Source organism: Pseudoflavitalea rhizosphaerae, from assembly GCF_003991355.1.
Taxonomy (GTDB): domain Bacteria; phylum Bacteroidota; class Bacteroidia; order Chitinophagales; family Chitinophagaceae; genus Pseudobacter; species Pseudobacter rhizosphaerae.
In genome coordinates this window covers 112,803-133,967 of the sequence record NZ_RCSU01000009.1, presented here as the reverse complement: position 1 = coordinate 133,967, position 21,165 = coordinate 112,803, and the positions used below count along the sequence as shown (strand labels likewise).

22 protein-coding genes are annotated in these 21,165 nt (G+C 47.6%); 13 read left to right on the top strand and 9 right to left on the bottom strand.

Features of this window, described 5'->3' with window-relative positions:
* Positions 1-92 precede the first annotated feature (92 nt).
* The 3 genes from D9Y29_RS16510 to D9Y29_RS16500 all read left to right on the top strand — a co-directional run bounded on the left by D9Y29_RS16510 (position 93) and on the right by D9Y29_RS16500 (position 4,694).
* Positions 93-1,061, top strand: coding sequence for a hypothetical protein (locus tag D9Y29_RS16510; RefSeq protein ID WP_127130174.1), 969 nt, complete (start codon positions 93-95; stop codon positions 1,059-1,061).
* A gap of 99 nt (positions 1,062-1,160) precedes the next feature.
* Entirely contained in the window at positions 1,161-2,813 is a 1,653-nt protein-coding gene (gene glgP, locus D9Y29_RS16505) for an alpha-glucan family phosphorylase (RefSeq protein WP_127130172.1), read from the top strand.
* Between the two features lie 66 nt (positions 2,814-2,879).
* On the top strand, positions 2,880-4,694 hold the full coding sequence (locus D9Y29_RS16500) for a mucoidy inhibitor MuiA family protein (protein ID WP_127130170.1): 1,815 nt from the start codon (positions 2,880-2,882) through the stop codon (positions 4,692-4,694).
* A gap of 182 nt (positions 4,695-4,876) precedes the next feature.
* On the opposite strand, the gene D9Y29_RS26925 is transcribed toward D9Y29_RS16500, so the two are convergent.
* From D9Y29_RS26925 to D9Y29_RS16485, 3 genes are all read right to left on the bottom strand, one after another.
* Positions 4,877-5,650, bottom strand: coding sequence for a BamJ family beta-barrel-assembly machinery protein (locus D9Y29_RS26925; RefSeq protein ID WP_127130168.1), 774 nt, complete (start codon positions 5,648-5,650; stop codon positions 4,877-4,879).
* 38 nt (positions 5,651-5,688) lie between these two features.
* Positions 5,689-6,567, bottom strand: a complete 879-nt coding sequence (locus D9Y29_RS16490; RefSeq protein WP_127130166.1) for a thioredoxin family protein — start codon at positions 6,565-6,567, stop codon at positions 5,689-5,691.
* 189 nt (positions 6,568-6,756) lie between these two features.
* A complete protein-coding gene (locus D9Y29_RS16485) occupies positions 6,757-7,086 on the bottom strand; it encodes a hypothetical protein (RefSeq protein WP_127130164.1) in 330 nt (109 codons plus the stop codon).
* A gap of 56 nt (positions 7,087-7,142) precedes the next feature.
* Between D9Y29_RS16485 and D9Y29_RS16480 the strand changes: the two genes are divergently transcribed.
* From D9Y29_RS16480 to D9Y29_RS16465, 4 genes are all read left to right on the top strand, one after another.
* Positions 7,143-7,583, top strand: a complete 441-nt coding sequence (locus tag D9Y29_RS16480) for an acyl-CoA thioesterase (protein WP_127130162.1) — start codon at positions 7,143-7,145, stop codon at positions 7,581-7,583.
* A gap of 59 nt (positions 7,584-7,642) precedes the next feature.
* On the top strand, positions 7,643-8,353 hold the full coding sequence (locus D9Y29_RS16475; RefSeq protein ID WP_127130160.1) for a DUF4197 domain-containing protein: 711 nt from the start codon (positions 7,643-7,645) through the stop codon (positions 8,351-8,353).
* 20 nt (positions 8,354-8,373) lie between these two features.
* Positions 8,374-9,321: a class I SAM-dependent methyltransferase gene (locus D9Y29_RS16470; RefSeq protein ID WP_127130158.1), complete on the top strand. Its 948-nt coding sequence runs from the start codon at positions 8,374-8,376 to the stop codon at positions 9,319-9,321.
* A 79-nt stretch (positions 9,322-9,400) separates the two neighbouring features.
* Positions 9,401-10,111, top strand: a complete 711-nt coding sequence (locus D9Y29_RS16465; RefSeq protein ID WP_127130156.1) for a hypothetical protein — start codon at positions 9,401-9,403, stop codon at positions 10,109-10,111.
* Here the strand turns inward: D9Y29_RS16465 and D9Y29_RS16460 are convergent.
* Positions 10,093-10,710, bottom strand: coding sequence for a methyltransferase family protein (locus D9Y29_RS16460; protein WP_127130154.1), 618 nt, complete (start codon positions 10,708-10,710; stop codon positions 10,093-10,095). The genes D9Y29_RS16465 and D9Y29_RS16460 overlap by 19 nt on opposite strands.
* 9 nt (positions 10,711-10,719) lie before the next feature.
* Positions 10,720-11,613, bottom strand: a complete 894-nt coding sequence (locus D9Y29_RS16455; protein ID WP_127130152.1) for a sensor histidine kinase — start codon at positions 11,611-11,613, stop codon at positions 10,720-10,722.
* A gap of 260 nt (positions 11,614-11,873) precedes the next feature.
* Here D9Y29_RS16455 and D9Y29_RS16450 point away from each other — a divergent pair, with 260 nt between their 5' ends.
* Positions 11,874-13,748: an ABC-F family ATP-binding cassette domain-containing protein gene (locus D9Y29_RS16450; RefSeq protein WP_127130150.1), complete on the top strand. Its 1,875-nt coding sequence runs from the start codon at positions 11,874-11,876 to the stop codon at positions 13,746-13,748.
* An 88-nt stretch (positions 13,749-13,836) separates the two neighbouring features.
* Positions 13,837-15,339 (top strand): M28 family peptidase, encoded by a 1,503-nt coding sequence (locus tag D9Y29_RS16445; protein ID WP_127130148.1) that lies wholly within the window; start codon positions 13,837-13,839, stop codon positions 15,337-15,339.
* On the opposite strand, the gene D9Y29_RS16440 is transcribed toward D9Y29_RS16445, so the two are convergent.
* Positions 15,340-15,993 (bottom strand): J domain-containing protein, encoded by a 654-nt coding sequence (locus tag D9Y29_RS16440; RefSeq protein WP_127130146.1) that lies wholly within the window; start codon positions 15,991-15,993, stop codon positions 15,340-15,342.
* 72 nt (positions 15,994-16,065) lie between these two features.
* On the opposite strand from D9Y29_RS16440, the gene D9Y29_RS16435 reads away from it, so the two are divergent.
* Both D9Y29_RS16435 and D9Y29_RS16430 read left to right on the top strand, forming a co-directional pair.
* A complete protein-coding gene (locus D9Y29_RS16435) occupies positions 16,066-16,992 on the top strand; it encodes a polysaccharide deacetylase family protein (protein ID WP_127130144.1) in 927 nt (308 codons plus the stop codon).
* A 122-nt stretch (positions 16,993-17,114) separates the two neighbouring features.
* A complete protein-coding gene (locus tag D9Y29_RS16430) occupies positions 17,115-17,822 on the top strand; it encodes a DUF4397 domain-containing protein (protein ID WP_338143008.1) in 708 nt (235 codons plus the stop codon).
* 78 nt (positions 17,823-17,900) lie between these two features.
* On the opposite strand, the gene D9Y29_RS16425 is transcribed toward D9Y29_RS16430, so the two are convergent.
* From D9Y29_RS16425 to D9Y29_RS16415, 3 genes are read right to left on the bottom strand one after another with little or no spacing between them, the layout of a single operon-like run.
* Positions 17,901-18,533, bottom strand: a complete 633-nt coding sequence (locus tag D9Y29_RS16425; protein WP_127130140.1) for an MgtC/SapB family protein — start codon at positions 18,531-18,533, stop codon at positions 17,901-17,903.
* A gap of 5 nt (positions 18,534-18,538) precedes the next feature.
* A complete protein-coding gene (locus tag D9Y29_RS16420; protein ID WP_127130139.1) occupies positions 18,539-19,069 on the bottom strand; it encodes a hypothetical protein in 531 nt (176 codons plus the stop codon).
* A gap of 30 nt (positions 19,070-19,099) precedes the next feature.
* Entirely contained in the window at positions 19,100-19,693 is a 594-nt protein-coding gene (locus D9Y29_RS16415) for an NADPH-dependent FMN reductase (protein ID WP_127130137.1), read from the bottom strand.
* Positions 19,694-20,010: 317 nt separating this feature from the next.
* Between D9Y29_RS16415 and D9Y29_RS16410 the strand changes: the two genes are divergently transcribed.
* Positions 20,011-20,241: a hypothetical protein gene (locus D9Y29_RS16410; protein WP_127130135.1), complete on the top strand. Its 231-nt coding sequence runs from the start codon at positions 20,011-20,013 to the stop codon at positions 20,239-20,241.
* A 135-nt stretch (positions 20,242-20,376) separates the two neighbouring features.
* Complete coding sequence (locus D9Y29_RS16405) at positions 20,377-21,126, top strand: AAA family ATPase (RefSeq protein ID WP_127130133.1); 750 nt, start codon at positions 20,377-20,379, stop codon at positions 21,124-21,126.
* The last annotated feature ends 39 nt before the right edge of the window (positions 21,127-21,165 follow it).

The following is a 21,165-nucleotide window of genomic DNA, read 5'->3' as shown; positions in this document are numbered from 1 at the left end:
CAAATCTAAAAAAGAATTCCTAACAATCAAATAACTTTTCTGGGAGTGCTGCTGAATGCCTACTTTTAACGCATCAACACCAATACCGGTATATGAAAAAATTTCTCTTCTTTTTGCCTGTATTGCTGCTGCTTGCAGTGGCGTGCAAAAACAAAAAGACCTCGCTGAAAGATGGTGATAAAGTGGAAATAGGGGACTTCATAGAATTCTTCCCCGAAACTGCACTGCCTTTCAGGATGGATGACACCTCACTGGTAAAAAAATCCAAAGACAGCTTTCTCATCGGGATGAAGATCTTCCAACAGTTCATTCCCGACAGTATCCTTAAAAAAGATTTTACTAATCTCTCCACGCTTAAACTCTATTCTGAAGCAAGGGTGAAAGAAAAAGGAAAGGAAACCTATCTCTTCGTGAAGGCAGCAGCAGGCAACAAACGCGTCTGCTACCTGGTATGCTTCAGCGACGATAACAAATACCTCAATGCTATGCCGCTGGTGAAAGACGGATTCGATAATTCAACCAGCGCTTACGGATTACTGGATAAGAAATACCAGATCATTACATACAGGGAACGCAGGCAGGGTGGGATGATCTCCACCTTCAAACGCAATGTATATTTCTACAACAGCGCCGCCAATGAATTCACGCTGCTTATGACCGAACCCAACGAGGAGATCATCGAGAACGTGATCAATCCCATCGATACTTTCAGCACCAAACATAAGCTCACCGGTGATTATGTGCAGAACAAAAAGAACTTCATTTCTTTCCGCGACAGCAAGCGGCCAAATGAGCTAAGCTTCTTTGTACACTTCGAAAAAAATAACGGCGAGTGCAAGGGGGAGCTGAAAGGTGTGGCCAAACTGGTGAACAATACACTCGCTGTGTACCACGAAAGCGGCAATCCCTGCGAACTGCAATTCAGTTTCAAAGGCAATACCGTTACCATGAAAGAAACCGGCGGCTGCGGCTCCTGGCGCGATATCAAATGCTTCTTTGAAGGCAGCTACACCAGAAAGAAAGCCCCCAAATCTTCAGAAACCGCCGGAAAGAAAAAGTAGAATGATCCCCGCGGTATTATAATTTTATGGAATAAGCAGTATATTGCAGCCGTTTGTGTATTTGGTACACATATTTGAATTCAACAAGCAAACGAAACTATGAGCTTTACCAACTATAATGTTCCGTACCCCATCAACGAATCTTACAAAACCAAAGTGGCTTACTTCTCCATGGAGTTTGCCGTTCACCAGCCATTGAAGATTTACAGTGGTGGGCTGGGATTTTTAAGCGGTTCCCATCTAAGGAGTGCATATGAGCTTCGTCAGAATATGATCGGTATCGGCATTCTCTGGAAATACGGTTACTATGATCAGGCGCGCAACCAGGATGAAACCTTGCAGGTGACCTGGATGGAGAAGCATTACAGTTTCCTGGAAGATACCGGGATCCAGTTCCAGATCATCATTCACGATCACCCGGTATGGGTAAAGGTCTGGTATCTCAATCCTGAAACATTCGGCACTGCTCCGCTCTTCCTGCTCAGTACGGACGTGCCGGAGAACGATTATGTTTCACAAACCATCACGCATCGGTTGTATGATGCCAATGTAGCAACCAAGGTTGCGCAGTTCATCCTCCTGGGTGTTGGTGGCGCCAAGCTGGTGGACGAACTTAATTTCAATCCTGACAGGTACCACCTGAATGAAGCGCATGGCGTTTCTTCTGTGTTCTATCTCTATAAGAAATTCGGCAATGTGGAAGACATCAAAAAGCGCCTGGTGTTTACCACGCACACGCCTGAAGAAGCCGGAAACGAAAAGCATGATATCTATCTGTGTCAGAAGATGAGTTATTTCTGCGGCCTGGGACTGGATGAAGTGCGCAAGCTCACCGGCATCGGGGATGACCAGTTCAATCACTCGCTGGTGGCATTGCGCTTTGCGCATCTTGCCAATGGCGTATCGCAACTGCATGGCGTGGTAAGCCGGCTGATGTGGGGCAAGTATCCCGGTGTTTGCCCGATCATCTCCATCACCAACGCACAGAACTGGCGCTACTGGGCCGACAAGCAGCTGTACCGTTTTATGGAAGAGAACAATGATGCCGGCTGGGATGATCGTAAACGTTATCTTAAACACAGGTCATTCGAGATCGTGGCGGATCAGACCGGTAAGCTCTTCAAACCTGATGTGTTCACTATCGTATGGGCAAGGAGGTTTGCAGGTTACAAGCGCGCTGATTTCCTTACACGCAATAAGGAAAGATTCGAGAAATTATTATCCAGCAAACAATATCCTGTTCAGATCATCTGGGCCGGAAAGCCTTACCCGATGGACTATCCCGCCATCAATGAATTCAACAACCTGGTGAACCTCAGCAAAAAATACAGCAATGTGGCGGTGCTGACGGGTTATGAACTTACATTATCGAAGAGGCTGAAGCAGGCAGCAGATTGCTGGCTGAACAATCCCCGCGTGCCCCGCGAAGCGTCCGGCACCAGCGGCATGACGGCTGCCATGAACGGCGCCGTGAATTTCTCTACAGATGATGGCTGGATCCCGGAGTTCATCAACAATGCCAATAATGGTTTTGTGGTGCCGAAAGGAGATTATGCACGCATGAATACACAGGAACAGGATGATTATGATCTGAACAAGATCTATGATATGCTGGAGCAGGAGATCCTTCCTTTGTACTATAATCAATACGATACCTGGAGGTCTGTTGCCATCAACGGTATGCGCGATGTGCGTTTCCGTTTTGAATCCGGCAGGATGGCCAATGAATATTACCAGGAGCTCTATAAATAATTTTATTGGATTGTGTAATTGCAGAAAACTGCGCATCCATTAGCTGTATTCACCAAAATCGATTGTATGAAGCAGCTAATTGTTGTCGCAGTTTTTTCATTATTCCATTTTTCTTCCGTGTTTGCGAAGCCCGGCCCCGGAAAGAATGCGGCGTCTTCCACTTTGAAATCGGCCATCGTGTACAGAACAGGAGCTGAACTGTTCCATACGGCCAGGATAACGCTGGCGCAGGGCAACAATGAATTTGTGATCGAAGGCATCAGCAATCAGATCGAACTCAACAGTGTGCGGGTGACTTCTGATAACAGCGGACTCGCGATCATGTCTGTTGAATTTGGAAAACAGTTCCTGGAAAAAGAGAATACATCGCCAGAAGTGAAAAGATTGAAGGACTCTGCAGAAAAAGCAGAGCTTGAACTGGCGGTTGTTCAATCGAACATCACTACTATCAGGGAACTACAGGCAGTACTTGCCGCCAATAAATCCATTGCAGGATCGCAAACCGGTGTGAGTGTAGCGGAACTGACGAAACTGATGGACTACTACCGGTCAAAGGCAACCGAATTGCAAAAAGAATCCCTGCAATTGTCTGACAAGGCAACCAGGTTATTGAAGTTGATTTCGCGACTGCAAGACCAGGTAAAGGAAGAAGAGAAAAAGAATACCATTACATCCGGTCAGCTTGCCTTCCAGGCATTCTCCCCGATGGCCGGGACCTACACCCTGAACATTTCATATTTAACTCCCTATGCTGGCTGGAACCCGGCTTATGATCTTCGTGTGGAAAGCATCAGCAAGCCGGTGAATATCGGGTTCAAGGCCAAAGTGAGCCAGACTACTGGCCTCGATTGGAAAGGGGTGAAGCTGGTGCTGGCCACTTCCATGCCCAATATGAATGCCACGGCGCCTGAGTTGCAGAGCTGGTTGCTGAGCTTCCGTAACCTGAAGGATCAACTTGCAGGAATGGTGCCGGGCATCCAGGTCCGCGGTATTGGCTCTAACGCTGATCAATATGCGCTAAGTGAAGTAGTGGTAACCGGTTACGGTGGGGCCAGGAAGGAGCGGGAGCGGGAAATACCCGAGCCGGTTTATGTGGTGAACGGAGAGATCATCTCCAAAGAAAAATTCAGCCAGATCAATAAGAATGCCATCAAATCCATCAGTATCCTGAAGGCCGACAATGCGGCTGCCATCTATGGTTCCCGCGCAGCAGGCGGTGCAACGGTGGTAACACTCAAGGATGGATTGCAGGATTATGTGGCGGAGAACGATGGCCAGCTCAATGTAACCTATGAGATCGATCTGCCTTACGATGTGCCTACTAACGGTAAGGAACAGGTGGTATCGTTGAAAGACCGCACAACTCCCGCCATCTACAAATATTTCGCCGCACCGGTGAAAGATAAGGATGCCTACCTGATCGGCTGCATCGCTGACTGGGAAGGATTGCAATTATTGCCAGGCGAAGCCAATATCATTTTTGAAGGTACCTATGTTGGCAAGACCCGGCTCAATCCCGGTTCTACCAGCGATACGCTGAACCTCACGCTGGGTAAGGACCGCCGCGTGGTGATCACCCGCGAGAAACTCAAAGATTTCAGCAGCGTGAAATTCCTTGGCAGTAAGAAGCTGCAGACCTTTACGTATGAGATCACGGTGAAGAACAATAAGAAAGAAGCTATCCAGGTGCAGGTGAAAGACCTGTTCCCGATCCCAACTGATAAGGAGATCGAAGTGGAGCTGCTTGAATTCAGTGGTGCAGAGGTAGACAAGGAGAAATCCTTCCTCACCTGGAACCTTGATATCAAGCCAGGAGAATCACGCAAACTGCGCATGAGCTTCAGCGTTAAATATCCGAAGGACAAACAGCTTCCTCTTTAATAGGGTGTGGCCAGTCGCTCGCCTCCGGCGAGTGACTTGTATTTAGTCGCCTCCGGCGACGCGGTGTTCGCCGGAGGCGAACCATTAGAAGTCACTCGCCGGTGGCGAGCGACTGTTCTCCGATAATGCAAAAAGGTGTCCCAGAAAAGGACACCTTTTTGCATTATCGGAAATATTCTTGGTTACTTCTTGATCACTTCCAGCAACGTCACTTCAAAGATCAGTGCAGAGCCGGGTTTGATATCGGGGCCTGCGCCGCTATCGCCATAAGCGAGTTCGGAAGGAATATACAGTTTCCATTTGCTGCCCTGTGGCATCAGCAGGAGGGCTTCCGTCCAGCCACGGATCACACCGGTAACGGGGAAAGTGATGGGCTGACCTCTTTTGATGGAGCTGTCGAATTCCTTTCCATCGATGAGGGTGCCTGCATAATGCACGCGTACTTCATCGGCGGTAGTAGCGATCGGGCCGGTACCCTCGTCGATGATCTCATATTGCAAACCGCTGGCCGTGGTTTTTACACCTGGTCTTTTTTTATTTTCAGCCAGGAAGGCATCGCTGGCTTTCTTGTTGGGGCCGGCAGATTTTGCTTTGATGGCTGACATATGGTTCATGATGCACATCTGCACCTGCATATCATCGAGAGCGGCTTTGCCGTTTTTATGATCGGCCAGTGCTTTCGTAACGAGTGCATTGTTGATATCGGTTATGCCTTGTTGTTTGTAGAAACTGGCGAGACTGAGGCCGATGGCATAGCTGAAGGAATCGGCAGCGTTCTTCAATACTACAGTTCCGGCGGGTTTGGCTGCGGTTTTAGCAACAGGTTTTGCAGCAGATTTTGCAACAGGTTTGGATGCAGGTTTAGCGGCGGGCTTTGCAGCAACAGGTTTCTTCGTTTGCGCAACAGCTCCGAGGGCCACACAGCAGATTGCTGTAAAGAGAATCGATCTTTTCATTCAAAGTTGATTTTAAGGATTCAAATATAATGGAAAGTTTATTGCCGGGCATACCGCTCTGCCTTTTCCAGGTATTGATTGGCTGCCGTGGTGTCACCCTTACGCAGTAAGGCTTTCGCGAAACTCCTGAGTGCGAAGGGATCTTCAGGAAAGAGTATAAGATTCAGCTTTAGGGTGAAGAGCGCTTTGTTAATTTCCTGCAAACTTAGCTGAACTTTCCCCAGTGCATCCAGCTCACTGCGGTTCAATACCTGTTTTTTGAGATCGGCTGCGAGGGTGGTGCTATCATGTTGGTGTTGCTCCCAGTTATCATGACTGTACCATTGCAACATCCATGCGGCTCCCTGGTATTTGGGAGAATACGCTTCGCGATGCAGGATATTGAGCAGGTCCTTTTCCAGGGATTGCACGGGAAATTCCACAATCCGGTTGATCTCTTTTCCATTTTGATAAACGATAAAAGTGGGAACGCGGAGTATATTCTTTCCGCGTTCTTCATGTGTGGGGCTTTGTTTGTAATTATCATCACCCCGGCCAACATTGATGATCTCGATGGCAGTGGGCGGAACGCCGCAGAGATGCAGCAGCCTGAGCATACGCGGTACTTCCCGCTTACTGTCACCGCACCAGGTGGCCATGAAGATCTGTATGGTTTTGTTACGGAGTTCAGGTCGAAGCTCTGTCAATACATTGCTGTCCGGTGTATATGAATTGTATTGGGGTAGATACCAACTGCCGAATGGAATTTGTTTCAGGACTTCTTCTGTGGTTTGTCCATACAGATCGGGATTGCCCTGCGCATCATGGATGATCTGGTTGATATTATTGATTGCAGTTGCAGCAGGATATGTTTTGGGATTACAGGAACTGGCAAAGATAAAGATGCAGAGTATATACAATAAGATATTCGTTCTCATAAAATGAGTTTGATAGGTAAGAAGAATGGATGAAATAGAAAAGTGGAATTAATTCGGGTGCTGCCAGTCGCTCGCCTCTGGCGAGTGACTTCTAATTGTTCGCCTCCGGCGAACACCGCGTCGCCGGAGGCGACTAAATATAAGTCACTCGCCAGAGGCGAGCGACTGGGCACACACTAAGTATTTACATCAGCATCGCGGTGGCTGGAAGATGCCTTTGGCGCTGGCATCGGAGAGGGGGGAGGCAGCAGGGGGAATAATCTTGCTTTCCGGAGCTATTGCCAACAGACCGGGCAAACTGCAATACGAGTGATCATACACTTCTTCCGAAATACCTTTTGTAGGAAAGGAAGTGGCAAAATGGCCTTTCTTGTCATCCGCCTGTGCCATGATCTTTTCGCAATCACATTTTGCTGCGGCCGTTGTTGCCATCAGGCGGCATTCCCAATAGCTCATGATCCTGCCATACTGGATGGCAAAGAAGCAGATCAATAAGAGGAGTGCTGTTAGGCGTCGCATGCAATAAAGTTTGCTATTCGAAAAATAACCATATTTGTTGAACAAAAAAAGCAGTCATGATTGCATTCCTCAAACCAGTGGAAGTCCGTTGGTCGGACCTCGATCCCAATTTTCATCTCCGTCATTCCGTATACTATGATTATGGCGCATTTGCGCGAATCAGTTTCCTGGAAGAGCATGGTCTTACAGCTGCTGTGATGGCTGCCAACCAGATCGGGCCCATTCTCTTTCGTGAAGAATGTGTTTTCAAACGAGAGATCAGGCTGGGCGATACCATCACCATCGATGTTGAATTGTTGTCGGCCCGCGAAGACCAGAGTCGCTGGAGCATCCGTCATAATATCTGGAAAAACGGAGATACACTCTCGGCGTTGCTGACCGTTGACGGGGCCTGGCTGGATGTTACCAAGCGAAAACTCACCATACCTCCTGATAATGTGTTGCATGTGTTCAATAATATGCCGAGGGCCGCTGAATTTACGTGGATAAATAAATGATCCTTTAACAACTTTTTTTCATGGCCCACGTTACTTTAGCTTCACTCAAATGATATCGTATGAAACGCATCTTCTTACCCCTCCTGTTATTAGCGTCTATTGGCAGTTTTGCACAAGGCGGATTGTTGAAAAAAGCCAGCGGCCTTCTGAACAAGACCAGCGGAAGCGGATTGAGCAACGATGATATTGTAGCCGGTTTGAAAGAGGCGCTGAGCCTCGGCGCTACCAATGGCGCCAATAAACTTTCCGCAGTGGATGGCTTCTTTGCCAATGCTGCTATCAAAGTACTGATGCCTCCCGAAGCGCAGAAAGTGGAATCCACGTTGCGCAGTATGGGAATGGGAAAACTGGTTGATGATGCTATCCTCAGCATGAACCGCGCTGCGGAAGAAGCTGCCAAATCCGCTGCACCTATTTTCCTGGATGCAGTGAAAGGGATGAGCTTCCAGGATGCTCTTGGCATCCTTCGTGGTTCTGATACTGCTGCTACCAGCTATCTTAAGGGCAAAACGCTTACTTCGCTTACCGGCGCATTCAGTCCAACGATCGATAGCGCCCTCGAAAAGACCGGCGCTACCAAACACTGGAAAACAGTTTTTGAGGCATACAATAAAGTTCCACTGGTAAAAAAAGTGAATACCGATCTCTCAGGCTATGTTACACAGCGCGCACTCAACGGTCTCTTCTTCCAGGTAGCCCAGGAAGAGCAGAAGATCCGGAAAGATCCTGCGGCCCGCGTAACCGAAACTTTGAAAAAAGTATTTGGATAAGCTTTCCCTACTTTTGCGGCATGAACACGGAAAAGTTTCTCATGTTCCGCAACAGGCTGGTGAAAGTGTACAAACATATTCACAAACAGGCAGTTCGTCAGAACATCACCTGCTACAGGGTGTATGATCACGATCTGCCTGAATTCCCTTTCTGCATCGAGATCTATGAAGATCATATTTACCTGGCGGAATACAAGCGCAGGCACAGTCTCACAGAGGAAGAGCATGAACAATGGCTGGAAGACTGCATCCTGATCATCAGTGAGGTCCTCCAACTGCCATCAGATAATGTGTTCATCAAGCAGCGCCAGCGCAAAGCGGGCAGGCTGGGTCAGTACCAACGGGTAGACACAACCGATGCCTTCTTCAACGTGAAAGAGGCAGGGCTCAGTTTCAAAGTGAACCTTTCCGATTACCTGGATACCGGCCTCTTCCTGGACCATCGCATCACACGCGGTATGGTGCGCGATGCCGCCGCCAATAAAAGAGTACTCAATCTTTTTTGTTATACCGGTTCTTTCTCAGTTTACGCCGCTGCCGGCAATGCCGCTTCCGTTACATCCGTAGATCTTTCCAAAACCTATCTTAAATGGGCGGAAGATAATATGCAGCTCAATAATTTCTACGATCCGCACAAACATCATTTCCTGCACGCAGATGTGCTGCAATACCTGGATACACTGGAGCCTGATTCCTTCGACCTGGTAATACTTGATCCGCCTACTTTCAGCAACAGCAAACGCATGAAGGATTTCCTGGACATCCAGGCAGACCATGTAAGCCTGCTCAACAAAACACTGAAAGCGCTTTCCCCCGATGGCGTGATCTACTTCAGCACCAATTACAGGAAGTTTGAGCTCGACAGGGAACGGATCCATACACCTACTATCCGAGATATAACCAATGCCACCACTCCATTCGATTTCCAGGGAAAACTGTTCCGCTGGTGCTACCGGCTGGAAGCGTAAAATGGCAGGTCAGATAATTCCTGTCAGTATTCTCGCTGGGTTTTATTATTTTTTCGGACAGATATTTCAATCGTTTTATATGAAACTGAAACTATTATCCCTGCTGGTCCTCTGTGTATTTTTGCAAACTGCATCGGCACAGATCATAAAGGAATCCACGATCTACTTACCTGCTACTGTTTTCCTCACAGATATCCAGGGGCAACGCCCTTCTGAAGAATGGAACAGGATAGAGATCAAAGGAAGCCCATTCCTGCCGGGTGAATGGGCAAAAGCAGTGGTAACGCTCAAGGATAACCGTAGTTTTTCAGGCATTTCCGTCAGGCTTAACTGCGTGAACAATTCCATCCATTACCTGACTTCGCAGAAAACTGAACTGGTGGCCCCTGATGGCATGATCAAAGAAATTGTGATGATTGATTCAACCGGCACAAATCCCACCGAATACTTGCTGGCAAGCGGTTTTCCTGGTATTGGCAAGAACACTGTTGCCACTTTTTACGAAAGACTGGTAAATGGAAAAGCACAGTTGCTGAAATACACGAAGAAGAAACTGAAGGAATATAAAGCCTATGCCGGCGCTACTGAGAAAGAATATGTGAGTAATGAAAACTATTATGTGTTTGCAAACGGCACCATCAAAGAATGGGAAAAAGGAAAGGAATTCCTGTTGGAGATACTGGCAGATAAGAAAGAAAAAGTGGTGGAATACATCGATAAGCAAAAACTGAAATGCAAAGGCATTGCTGATGCGAAACTGGTATTGAATTATTACAATAACCTTCCCTGATCTGCATTGTTTTTGTTTCGTTTCAAAAAAGGGATCAGCATCGGCACTTGCTGCTGATATAAAATATAAGCTTCGCCGAAACTACGGCGGAGCTTTTTTTCTTCGAAGAGGGTTCCGATGATGGTATACAGCGTGATCATTCCGGCACTGATCAGGTTGCCGGCGGTAGGGAAAAGGAGGAAAAGGCACCAGACCAGCAGCAGGGTGCCGGAATAAAGCGGATGCCGTACAAAACGGTTCAGTCCGCCTGTTTCAAGTTTAGCGGATGATTCCTTTTCCGGGAACAATGCATCGATGCCGCTGAGATGGTAGAAATATTTGCGGATGCAGATGCTCATAATGATCATGGCGGGCAGGAGCAGTAGGGCTGCTGCAACACTAACGTAAGCGGGCAATCGAAATAATGTTTGATCGGGATGGGAATACTGGAACCACAATATCCAACACAGCAGTAAAAAGGAAAAAATGGAATAGTATAATCTGTAATATTGGAAATGGGCACCCATGAAGGAACTGAAAACAGCTTTCACCCTTTCTGCCGCCAGCAGGCTGTGCGTCAGGCCGAATATAGTCCAGTATGCTATCAGCTCTCCATACATGGTTATCGATTAGAGATGGAAAGATACGGCCAGCGTGCATCCGTTATCAGGTGCGGCATGCAACAGCATCGTGCCGCGCACCTGCTCCAGCCTGCTTCTGATATTCATCAGTCCCATGCCGGAGATCACTGAATCAGGATCAAATCCTTTGCCATTATCCGTAATGCTGAGGTGAACGGTTTTGTTCTTCTGCTCCAGATGGATCTTCACCTGGTCAGCCTCTGCATGTTTCAGGATATTGTTGAGCTGTTCCTGTATGATGCGGTACAGCATCAGTTGCACCTGTTCAGGGAGATCGTTTTCCTTTATGCCATCGTTCTTCAGGTCTATTTGGAGAGTATTCACCACGGTGATGGCCGCTACCAGCTGATCGATGCTCCTGAGCAGTCCGTTCTCATGAAGAGCGGGAGGGAGGAGGGAGCGTGATAATTGCCTGATCTCTTCGATCACCTGCTTGATGTATTCTGAGCATTTTTCCAGCAGTTCCTGCTGCATGCCCTTGTTCACCTGCGCATGCTGCACATATAATTTCACCACGCCCAAAAGCTGGTTGATATTATCATGCAGTTCTTCTCCCAGTTTTTTCCTTTCCGCTTCCTGTGCGTGAAGAATGGCTTTTGCCATTTCCTGGTTATGCTTTTCTTTTTCTTCTTCCAGCCTTTGCTGCAGCCATTTATCCCTTGAGAATTCAATGTCTGTAAATATTCTCCTGCTTCCGAAATAGATCAGTGTGGCGGCCAGGATCATGAACAGTACGCCTTTTGAATGTTGTATCATGCTGTACAACTCAAGGTCGTTGCGGGTCAGTTGCCGGGAGATGAGGTCTGAAGTGATGATCCAGGTAATGCCAAAAACAAGAAAAATGACGGCTAGTTTAATAGAGGATGTGTACGGGTTTCTCATAAAGGGTGTAATGGAATACAATAATAAGGCATTGCTGTTAAAAATAGAGCAAGGCCCAGGTGGAATAGAGTGCAGGTAGAATAGAAAAGCAGCGTGCGGTTTGAATAAAAAAAGCAGCGTGCCGCCAGTCGCTCGCCTCTGGCGAGTGACTTCTATTTGATCGCCTCCGGCGATCCTTCGCCAGAGGCGAAGAAATACAGGTCACTCGCCAGAGGCGAGCGACTGGCGGCACTCTGATAAAATAGGAATATCTTTGCGCCATGCATTATGTTTCAGTAGAAGGGCTTACCAAATCTTACGGTATCAAGCCTTTGTTCGAGAATATTTCCTTTCATATCGAAGAGGGCGACAAGATCGCACTGGTGGCGCGCAATGGAAGTGGGAAATCAACCCTGTTGCGAATCCTCAGTGGCGTTGAAACTGCGGATGAAGGCACTGTGTGGATCAACAAGGAAGTGACCGTTGCGCTCTTTGAACAGGAACCTGAATTCAATGAAGGATGGAGCGTGCTGGACAATATCTTCCATCACAATCACCCCGTGATCAATGCCATCAAGGAATATGAAGCCCTCAGCGAAGAGGAAGATCCTGAGAAACTGAGCGCCGCCATCGTGAAAATGGATGAAATGGGCGCCTGGGACTTCGATGCAAAAGTGAAACAGATCCTCGGCAAACTCAATATCCATCACCTCAATCAGCCTGTGGGCACACTCAGCGGCGGTCAGCGTAAAAGAGTGGCGCTCGCCAAAACACTCATCGATATCGGCTTCGAACACAAGCATGTGCTGCTGATCATGGATGAACCTACCAACCACCTCGATGTGGAAATGGTGGAATGGCTGGAACATTATCTCAGTCAGCAACATATCACGCTCCTGCTGGTGACGCACGACCGGTACTTCCTCGATGCCGTTTGTGAAGAGATCTGGGAACTCGACCGCAGTGATCTCTTCGTATATAAAGGCGATTACGAGAATTATCTCGAAAAGAAAGCTGCACGCCAGGAAAGCGAAGCCGCCAGTATCGACAAGGCCCGCAACACCTATCGCAAAGAACTGGAATGGATGCGCAAACAACCCAAGGCCCGCACCACCAAATCTAAAAGCAGGCAGGATAATTTTTACGAAGTGGAAGCGAAAGCCAAACAACGTATAGAAGAACAACAGCTCCAGCTGCAGATGAAAATGAACCGGCTCGGAGGTAAAGTGATCGAACTGAAAAAAGTGTACAAGAGCTACGGCGATAAAGTGATCCTCAAAGGATTCGATTATACTTTCAAAAAAGGAGAACGCGCAGGCGTGGTGGGAAAGAATGGCGTTGGTAAATCCACTTTCATCAATATACTCCAGGGCCTCGAAGAAGCAGACAGCGGCAAGATCAATATAGGGGAAACCGTGATCTTCGGCAACTATTCGCAGGGTGGCCTGTATATCAAGGAAGATATGCGCGTGATCGAATTTGTGAAGAATATCGCAGAAAGTTTTCCGCTGGCAAGCGGCGGATCACTCAGCGCTGCGCAGTTCCTGCAACTCTTTCTGTTCCCGCCGGAACAACAATACACCTATATCTCAAGTTTGAGCGGAGGTGAAAAAAGAAGGCTACACCTGCTGAGTATCCTTTTCCGCAATCCGAACTTCCTCATACTGGATGAGCCCACCAATGACCTGGACCTGCCCACGCTGGCAGTGCTGGAGAATTTCCTCAGCGATTTCCAGGGTTGCCTGCTCATCGTTTCGCACGACCGTTATTTCATGGACAGGCTGGTGGACCATCTCTTCGTATTTGATGGAGATGGCGTGGTGCGCGACTTCCCCGGCAATTACACACAATATCGCCTGAACAAGAAAGAAGAAGAACAGAAAGAATCAGCCGCTCCGAAAGCAGAACAAAAACAGGAAAAAGCTACAAAGCCTGAAGAGAAGAAGCGTCTCTCCTTCAAGGAAAAAAGAGAATTCGAACAATTGGAAAAAGAGATAGCGGCGCTCACCAAAGAAAAAGAAATTGTAACTGAAAAACTCAACAGCGGCAGCGCGCCATTCGATGAACTGCAGTCATTGAGCCTTCGCATAGGCGAGATCGGGAATTTGCTGGATGAAAAAGAATTGCGCTGGCTGGAGCTGAGTGAATTTGAGTAACCACTCAACGCAGTCAATTCGCCATTCAGCCTAACCGGTGTTAGTATTCCGGTCCAGGTTTATATTTTACGATCAGAAATTGGGAATAATGAAATCATACTTACTACTTGCTCTCACGGGCATGTCGTTGGCTGCCATTGCTCAAAAGCCGGCCAACCCTAAGCCCTATGCAGCCACTATTACTGCTGCTGAACTCAAAACGCATCTCTACATTGTAGCCTCCAAAGAAATGGAAGGGCGGGAAACCGCTACGGAAGGGCAACGAAAAGCTGCTGCCTATATCCGGGACCATTTCCAAAAACTGGGACTGGCCCCGGGTAATGGAAGCAGTTACCAGCAGGCATTTCCGGTTTACCGGGATAAGGATGGAAAAACATCCATCGAAGTGAACGGAAAGGATTTTACAGACATCATGAGTTATGGCGGCGCCAATGAAGCCACTTATTACCTGAGTGAAGTGGTATTTGTGGGCGATGGCCTTACAGACAGTACGCACGACAGTTACAAGGGACTGGACGTGGCAGGCAAAGCTGTACTGATCATGCCCGGCAAGCCTAATACAAATTTCCGTCGCCGTATTACCGATCCCGGCTCCAACTTCGTGGAAAATGCCCGCCTGCATGGTGCGGCTGTTGTGCTCTTTGTGTCTGCTTCTACAAGAGGAGGCAGAAGTTTTGGTGGCAATATGTACACCAACGCTTTCAAGCCAACCGCTGGACCGAACGTTTTCTTCGTTTCCGATACAGTAGGCAAGGCTATCATGGGAGCCGAGCAATACAAATCCGACAGTGCAGCCGTGAAGAACGGTAATGCACAATCGAAAACCTTCAAAACTGAAGTGGTCCTGCAAAACAAAAAAACGATCGAGCGCCTGGAAAGCACCAACGTGCTGGGTGTGCTGGAAGGAACTGATAAGAAAGATGAATACCTCTTCATCACTGCCCATTATGATCATATCGGCAAACATGGAGAGGAGATCAACTATGGCGCAGATGATGATGGTTCCGGTACAGTGGCCATCCTGGAAATGGCTGAAGCTTTTGTGAAGGCAAAGAATGAAGGCAAGGGCCCGCGCAGGACCATCGTGTTCATGTGCGTATCAGGTGAAGAGAAAGGGCTCTGGGGTTCCGAATATTACAGCGAACATCCCATCTTTCCGCTGGAAAAAACAACTGCAGATCTCAATATCGATATGATCGGCAGGATCGATCCTACCCGGAAAAGAAAAGACAGCGCCAATTACGTGTATGTGGTAGGTGACGACAAGCTCAGTTCAGACCTGCGCCCTATCAGCGAATCCATGAACAGGAAATACACGAAGCTGGACCTGGATTACAAATTCAATGATCCCAATGATAAGGAGCGCATCTATTATCGCAGCGACCATTACAATTTCGCACGTAAAGGCGTTCCGGTGATCTTCTATTTCAATGGAGTGCATGCGGACTACCACAGGCCAACGGATACCCCTGATAAGATCGGATATGAAATGCTGGCAAAAAGAGCACAACTGGTATTCTACACCGCCTGGGAAATGGCCAACAGGAATGAAATGCTGAAACGTGATATTCCTTTACCGGCAATGAAGTGATCAGGTGTCTGATACTGCCACCATCAGCCAGCAAATGAAGGCGATGATCAGTATCACCACCAGCCATTTATAGCGGTCCCACTGATCGCGCTGTTTTTTGGCACGAAGGGCCTGCTGCAAAAGCTGTTTCATTTCCTCGTCATCACCGGCCAGTTGCATCAATGATATGTGTACCGGCTGATGTTCTTTCAGAGGCAATGGAGCTGCGGCCTGCAGCAGGTTCTTTATTATCTGGTGATTGGTATTGATACGGTTGAACTGGCGGAGAATATTGAGATTGGTTTCATTCAGCAACTGGCGGATATGATTTGAGAGTGAGTGGAAATCCACCTGGAAGAAATTCATGGAAGCGATAGTGTTCTTCACTTTATCGGATGATGCAAGTATCTCTTCCGGCGTAAGCGATTGTTCTGTATAGCCGGCGCCTGTTCTTCTGGTGTACCACCTGTTGTAATTATACTCTTCCCTTTTTTGCGGATCACTCAATACTTCCCAGGCCTCCTGTATCTCAATGAAGCGTGCGGCGGCCAGATGGTCGCCATCGTTTTTATCGGGATGGTATTTGATGGCCAGCCTGCGAAATGATTTCCTGATCTCCTGCAAACTGGCTACAGGCGTTACCTCCAGGACTTTATAATAATCTTTTACAATCATGAACGGAATCGCAACAAAACTATACCATGCACCGTTTCTAAAAAAGTTTGATTCTTATTACCATCAATAACTATGAAAACCCTGCTCCAACAACCCATTGCGAAGATTCGCACCATAGCCTTTGTATTGTTAACAGGTAGTGCATTGCAAGCCTGCAACCTGAGTACCGAAGCCAGGGCCGGCGAACCCGCCAGCATTCCTGTTCCTGCAATAGATTCAATTGTTGCTGAAAACCCAGGCGCAGCAAATTCACCCGGAAACAATATCGATCCTTCAACAATCAAAGTGGCCGATGCAGCTACTATCCTTGCCAGACCGGAGGTACCTGTTCTTTGTTATCACCAGGTGCGCAACTGGAAGCCCACTGACTCCAAGTCCGCCCGGGATTATATCGTTCCTGAAGCTGCATTTGCCGCGCAGATGAAGATGCTGGCCGACAGTGGTTACCATACTATCCTGCCAGACCAGCTCTATGAATACCTGAACACCGGAAAGGCGCTGCCTTCCAAACCGGTAATGCTCACCTTTGATGATACAGACCTGAACCAGTACACTTTTGCCAAACCGGTAATGGACAGGTACGGGTTCAAAGGCGTGTTTTTCGTAATGACGGTTTCCCTGGGAAGGCCACGCTACATGAGCATAGAACAGGTGAAATCACTGTCCGATGCCGGTCATACCATTGGTTCCCATACCTGGGACCATCACAATGTGAAAAAATATCAGGGAGATGACTGGAAGGTCCAGATAGAAAAGCCGTCAAAACAACTGGAGGAAATTACCGGCAAACGCATTCGGTATTTTGCTTATCCGTTCGGACTCTGGAACCCGCAGGCTATTCCGGAACTGAAAAAGCGGGGCATGTTGGCGGCTTTCCAGTTATATGCTCCCCGTGATCAGCAGGACCCCCTGTTCACCATCCGGAGGATCATCGTTCCCGGAACCTGGAGCGGTCCCGCACTGGCTGCCCGGATGAAGACCAGTTTTGGAAGTAAATAAGGGATGCAACGGTAATCTTTCTAAAGTTGTCTAAATGCTTTAATGGAATATTTTTCCGGTTTTAAAGAATATTCTAAATTGTTACCCTCTTTTACTCAACTTAATGTTTAAATGTGCAAAGTATGCAAAGATTAATGACATGGGGATTGGTATTGATACTGAGTACCACCTTTTTAAGCAGTTGTTTGAAATCAAGTACCTCACAGCCTGAAAAGCTGACCTACCTTTATCTTATGCATATGGCAACCACTGCCCCGTCTGTAGACCTTTACTTCGGTACTCAGAAGGCGAGCAGCAATTCCATCAGCTTCAATACAATTTCCGGTTCCTATACCGGTATCAGACCAGCCACTTTTGATGTTACCTATAAAAAAGGTGGTGGCGACAGTCTGGTAGCCAGTATTCCTACCGCAGTATACGACACACTGCTGCCTTATACACTGCTGCTGTTTTCCGATGAAACTGGAGAGGGGCATGCTACCAGGATCTTTGATAATACTGAAGGATTGAGCACTGAAAGAGTGAACTACCGTTTCTGGCACCTGGCGCATGATATCGGCCCGGTGGATATCTCTATTGGCACCAACCTGGTTGATGCCGGCCGTACGCTTGCTGATAACGTAGGCGGTATTACTTACAACCGTTTCAACAACCAGATCGATGCAGGAACTTACACCATCACTGTGAAAGAAGCGGGAACTGAAAATGTAGTGGCAAAGCAGGAAGATGTCAACCTTGTGAAAGGCGCTTCCTATACGATATTCCTCAAAGGTTCAGCAACAGGTACGGGCGTAAAGGAAAAAGCCGTTGGTATTCTGAGAAACTTCTAAGTTTTTGTAGTTCCAATAGTACCGTATCAATGATATCATTGTGCCGCCATCCTCCGGGATGGCGGTTTTTTTTATTGGTCACACTTCAAACTTCCTGATGGCGGAATCTTCCAGCAGGGCCTCCACCAGTTTTTCCTGGTTTGATTTGGAACCCTGGACTCTCCAACTGCACTGCATATTATCGTCCACTTTTATCCTTTTTTCCAGTTCGAATTTCAGGTGAAAGCTTTTCATGAGCGTTTCATATTTCTGTACTATGCCGGGCTCATAAGGCAGGGTGATAGTATAAACTCTTTCCTTATTGATGCGTTCTATCCATTGCTCGATCCTGATGAAAAGCGCCAGTACGATAAGGATGAGTGCGCATGAGCCCAGTGCGGCCAGGTAAAGTCCGCTGCCAACAGCCATTCCAACGGCGGCAGTAGCCCAGATGGTGGCCGCTGTTGTAATGCCGTTGACGCCTTTTTCGCTTTTGAAGATCACTCCCGCACCGATGAAACCGATGCCAGTTACAATATTGGAGGCGGTCCTGTAAGTATTGCCGGCATCGATGAACAGAGATACCAACATGAACATGCAGGAGCCCATGCAGATGAGGGTGAGCGTGCGGAGACCGGCGGATTTATCGCGGTGCTCCCTTTCGATGCCTAATAGCATTCCGATGGCCATGGCTACCAGCAATCTTTCCAGGATCTCTTCTAAAGACAGCATGCAGGTTAGATATTAGAATTGGCGTTGGGGTCTTCTTCTTCATTCTCTTTGTCTACACTGTAAGGATTGTTGGCTTCATCTTCTGAGCCGATGGCTTCGTCTGCATCATCTTCGTCAGCGCCTGGTACGTCCAGGTCATCACCACCAAGATCAGATTCTTCGTTGAGGGCATCGCCGTCATTGTCCACTTCATCGAGGCGGGCATTGCGAATGCGTTCATCATCGGGATCATCATCACCGGCGGTATCCAGTAACTCCAGTTCTTCGGGACTGATATTGCTGTCCTCATCCAGCAGTTCATCGTCATCATTGAAAATATCATCACCTTCTTCATCGGAGGAGGAAATGGTGGTATCGCGGAACTCTTTCATTTTTGGCGGACGGATATGTTCCTGGCCGGGGATGTCTTTTACATCCGGGAGATCGATGGTGTCCGGATCTTCGGCGGATTCCCTGGACTTATCTTCTTCTGCGGCGTTGTTCTTCTTTTTGTCAGGAGTATTTTCTTTACTCTCGTTTTGCTTATTTTTTTTCATGTCCTGTATTTTAAATGAGTTGAAAAAAACTTATGCCTGTGGATTGGGGAAGCTTACCTGCATTTGGGAGTGAAGGATATGATCGCTGAAAGCTTTCAGGTGTTTCTGTATGAGCTGGATGGTGGGCTCATCGCTGAGCCGGAGCTCTGCATCGAATTTGTCTTTAGCTTTTGCTACGAGTATTTCAGGGCGGAAAAGTGGTTTCATATTGAGGAACTGGAAAACCGGGTGGAAAGCCAGGTGCATCCGCACTGTTCCCCAAAGACCCTGAGTTGCTCCCATTACGGCGACAGGTTTCCCCAGCAATGGGGAGTCCTCTCCACGTGAAGCCCAATCGATCGCATTCTTCAATCCTCCGGGTATGGAGTAATTGTATTCCGGTGATACTATCAGTACTGCATCTGTGTTAGCCAGGTCTTCCCGGAAGCGGGCAACAGGCGCAGGCCTTTCAGCAACGGCGGGCCAGTCCAGGTCTGCATTGTAAAGCGGTATATCAGCAATGGAAAGGATATTCATCTTCATATGGTCGGGTAGCATACGATGTACTGCATGAAGCAGGGCTGTATTGAAAGAGCCTTTGCGTAAACTTCCTGAAATGCCGGCCAGTTGTATGATGTGGGCCATAAGCTGCAATTTAATGTGTGAAGAATACGGGGAAGGGGGATTACAAAGATCAGGATTTTGTTGGTTCTAAAATTGCATGCAGGTGTTATGTATACCAATTATTTTTTTTGTGTAAAATTTTAATGAACACGCGTTGAACGGGCAAGTTTTGCAGTATCTTTATAGTGTTATAATTTTTCAGCAGCTCCCGCGATTTTGTGTAACACCCCTGTACCTGCCTGGAACTCAACATAAGATTCTTGCTATATGTGTCCGATTGCACGCTTGTGAGAAAAATGAAGGAAAATTAATCCGTTCATCGTTAAATCTTATGGGTCATGAAAAGAAACAAAGCAAACAGCCTGGCAGCCATTAACAGAACCCCGTTGAGGAGAGCTCCAAAGAGTGCGAAACAATTATCCGGTACATTGCAGATTCAACAGTCAGGGTTAACCGAAGTGAGGAATGTACCGCCTCCAGGTGAAGAGATCGTAGACAGGCTCAACGCTTTGGGTAGGGAGTACCCTTTCTGTGTGATCAACAAGCCCGGAAATCATCTTATTTTGTAAATGAACTTTTGTAAGGCTTACCCGAAAAAGAGGCCATCTCATCAGAGGTGGCCTTTGTATTGGTGGTCCATTCAATGGCGGTATGTATTTTACTATCTTCAGGGTTGAATTTCTGATTCAAATAAAAATCCGGCAATGGTGCAGTCAATCAAAGGTATCAGGGAGCTTATTTATAACCGGGAGAATGTATCAACTCCCAATCAGTACCCCTTTACTATTCCTGCGCTCAGGCATTTGAAATCGCTTAAGTTCCATCCCCGCGTAACCTATCTGTCAGGTGAGAACGGAATGGGAAAATCAACGCTGATAGAGGCTATTGCTGTGGCATATGGGTTCAATCCGGAAGGCGGTTCCAGGAATTTTAATTTTGCCACACGTGCTTCTCATTCCGAATTGCACAATTATTTCACGCTGGCCAGGGGGGCGAAACACCGGGATGGTTTTTTCCTGCGCAGCGAGAGTTTTTTCAATCTTGCTACCAATTTGGAAGACCTGGATAAAGAAGGTAGGGGAGCGAAACTGATCAATAGTTATGGAGGCGTTTCATTGCATGAGCAATCTCACGGTGAATCTTTTTGGGCGCTTTTCATGAACCGGTTCACAGGCGATGGGCTTTATATACTGGATGAGCCTGAAGCAGCCTTATCGCCCACGCGGCAGATGGCCCTGCTGACGAGAATGCATGAACTGATTGGCGCAGGCGCGCAGTTCATCATTGCAACACATTCTCCAATCATACTGGCCTATCCTCATGCAACCATCTATGAGTTGACTGAAAATGGCATCAACAAAACCTCCTTTACTGAAACGGAGAACTTCAAGATCTTCCACGGATTCATGACAGGCCACAAAGCCATGATCAAAATATTGCTTGACGAAGAATAGCCGGGTTTCCAATACAGTTCGTGGCGCCGGCACTTCGAA